General features: G+C 33.0%; 2 protein-coding genes and 1 pseudogene. All 3 read left to right on the forward strand.

The window, feature by feature from the left end; translation table 11 throughout:
* Window positions 1-1110, forward strand: a 1110-nt coding sequence (locus WBN21_RS01975) for a 3'-5' exonuclease (RefSeq protein WP_424197630.1), incomplete at its 5' end; no start/stop codon positions are given.
* 21 nt (window positions 1111-1131) lie between these two features.
* A complete protein-coding gene (gene kbl, locus WBN21_RS01980; protein ID WP_424197631.1) occupies window positions 1132-2325 on the forward strand; it encodes a glycine C-acetyltransferase in 1194 nt (397 codons plus the stop codon).
* Window positions 2326-2448: 123 nt separating this feature from the next.
* Window positions 2449-3104: pseudogene (locus WBN21_RS01985) on the forward strand (OmpA family protein); the annotation flags it as partial.

The raw sequence follows: 3104 nt of genomic DNA on the forward strand, positions 1-3104 counted from the left end.
TACATTCAATTTTATTTAGATATTGTTTTAGATTTTTCGCAAAAAAAAGGAACCAATATTTCTGGTTTTTTAGACTATTTTGACAAGAAAAAAGATAAATTAAGCATCATTTCTCCTCAGGGACAAAATGCGGTTCAAATTATGACCATTCACAAATCCAAGGGTTTAGAATTTCCAATTGTTATTTTTCCGTATGCTGACTTAGATATTTATGGTGAAGTTGAACCTAAAGAATGGTTTTCTTTAGATAAAGAAAAATACCATGGTTTTTCGCATACTATTTTGAACTTCAATAAAGATTTTGAAAATTATGGAGATGAAGGATTAAGAATTTTTAACAAACATAAATCTGAACAAGAATTAGACAACATTAATTTATTGTATGTTGCGCTAACCCGAGCTATAGAGCAGATGCATGTTATTTCAACCAAAGATATTTCATCAAAAGGCGTGGTTAATGCAAAAAAATACTCGGGCTTATTAATAAATTATTTGCAACATCTAGGGAAATGGAATGATTCAGAGTTAGAATATAGTTTCGGAAACCCAATAAAATCCTCAGAAACTACGTCAGATATAAAGGAAATGATTCATCAAGATTCCTTTATTTCAACAGCCAAAGAAGACCATAACATAAAAGTTGTAACCAAATCTGGCCTATTATGGGATACTAGCCAACAAGATGCGATTGAAAAAGGAAATTTAATTCACAATATCATGGCTCAAATTAAAACTATTGATGATGTTGATTTAGTAATTAATGATTTTCAAAAATCTTCAACCATTAATAAAATGCAGGCTGAATCATTGATAGTAACCATTTTAGATATTATAAAACACCCGAAACTTCAAGATTATTTTACTTCAAATGACACCATATATAATGAACGCGATATAATCTCGAAAGAGGGTATTATTTTAAGGCCAGACAGAATCGTCATAAATTCTAAAAATGAAGCTGTTATTATGGATTACAAAACAGGCTTTGAGGATAAAAAACATGGGCAACAGCTTCAAAGTTATCAGGATGTTTTGGAGGAAATGAAAATCAGCGTTAAAAAGAAGATTCTTATATACATCAATGATGATATTTTAGTAAAAGATATTTAAATTTGCATAAAACGCAATAAAATGTACGGAAAACTGAAAAATCATCTTCAAGAAGAGCTACAAGAGATTAAAAATAATGGCCTTTATAAAGAAGAACGCATTATTACATCCGCTCAAGGTGCCGAAATAACCTTAAATACTGGTGAAACTGTTTTAAATTTTTGTGCTAATAATTATTTAGGGCTTTCTTCACACCCTGAGGTAATACAAGCTGCGAAAGATACTATGGATACGCATGGTTTTGGAATGAGTTCCGTCCGTTTTATTTGTGGCACTCAAGATATTCATAAAACACTTGAGCAAAAAATAGCAGATTTTTACCAAACCGAAGACACCATATTATATGCAGCTGCTTTTGACGCTAATGGCGGAGTTTTTGAACCCTTATTAGGTGAAGAAGATGCCATTATTTCCGACTCATTAAATCATGCTTCTATTATTGATGGTGTACGTTTATGCAAAGCTGCTAGATACCGTTACCAAAATAATGATATGTTAGATTTGGAAAAGCAACTTATTGCAGCCAATGAAAATGGTGCTCGATTTAAAATAATTGTAACTGACGGCGTGTTTTCTATGGATGGTTTGGTGGCACCGCTAGATAAAATATGTGATTTAGCAGATAAATATGATGCCTTAGTTATGATTGATGAATGTCATGCAGCGGGCTTTATAGGAAAAACAGGTCGAGGCACACCCGAAGAAAAGGGTGTTTTAAACCGAATAGATATTATAACAGGAACTTTAGGAAAGGCTTTGGGTGGCGCCATGGGTGGCTATACCACAGGTAAAAAGGAAATTATTGATATGTTGCGCCAACGTTCTAGACCGTATTTATTTTCAAATTCGTTAGCTCCAGCCATTGTTGGTGCTTCCATAAAAGTTTTTGACATGCTTGCGAATAATACTGAGCTTAGAGATACCTTAGAATGGAATACAAATTATTTCAAAAAAGGAATGAAATCTGCCGGATTTGATATCGTAAATGGCGATTCGGCCATAGTTCCTGTAATGCTTTATGATGCAAAACTATCTCAAAACATGGCAAATATGCTTTTAGAAGAAGGAATTTATGTAATTGGATTCTTTTTTCCGGTAGTTCCTAAAGAAAAAGCTCGAATACGCGTTCAACTCTCGTCAGCACACACAAAATCGCATTTAGACCAAGCTCTAAAAGCCTTTACTAAAGTGGGAAAAGCATTAAATATTATCTAAATTCATTCTGAACTATCGACGAACTGCATATATCTCCTATTTTTTTATATATTTGTCTTTGTTAATAACATTTAACAACTTACTTTTGCAGACAATTAACACTTAAAAATTAAACTTTTGAATATGAAAAATCTTAGCAGATTATTGTTCGCTATGTTGCTTGTATTAGGTTTTAGCAACACGTATGCACAAGATGAAAACAATCCTTGGGCAATTAGTTTCGGGATAAACGCAGTTGATCTTTACCCAGTTGGAGAAGACGCACCTCAAGGAGATTACTTTGATGAATTCTTTAATGCAAAAGACCACTGGAATGTTCTTCCTTCTTTGTCTACCATTACTGTTTCTAAATACCTTAGTAACGGCTTTTCACTTGGCTTAAATGGTTCAATAAACAAAATCGAGAAAATTGGTGAAGTAACTGGAGTACCTAGCGTAACAGTTAACGATATGACTTATTATGGTCTTGACGGTATTATAAAATACAGCTTTGCAGACTTATTAAATTGTAAAACTATCGAGCCTTATTTAGGTGTTGGTGGTGGTTACTCTTGGATAGATGATATTGGAGCTGGAACTTTAAACGGATCTTTAGGTTTAAACTATTGGTTTACTGATAACGTTGGTTTAAATCTTCAAACTTCATACAAACATTCTTTTGAAGATTATTTATCTAAACACTGGCAACATTCTGCTGGTATTGCAGTTAAATTTGGAGGAAAAGATACAGATGGAGATGGTATATATGACAAAGATGATGCTTGTCCAGATGTTCCTGG

This window comes from Algibacter sp. (genome assembly GCF_049667265.1).
Classification (GTDB): Bacteria; Bacteroidota; Bacteroidia; order Flavobacteriales; family Flavobacteriaceae; genus Algibacter_B.

What these genes read in the sequence shown, in the direction of transcription:
- kbl (WP_424197631.1), top strand. Translation starts at nt 1,132, where the DNA reads ATGTACGGAAAACTGAAAAATCATCTTCAAGAAGAGCTACAAGAGATT.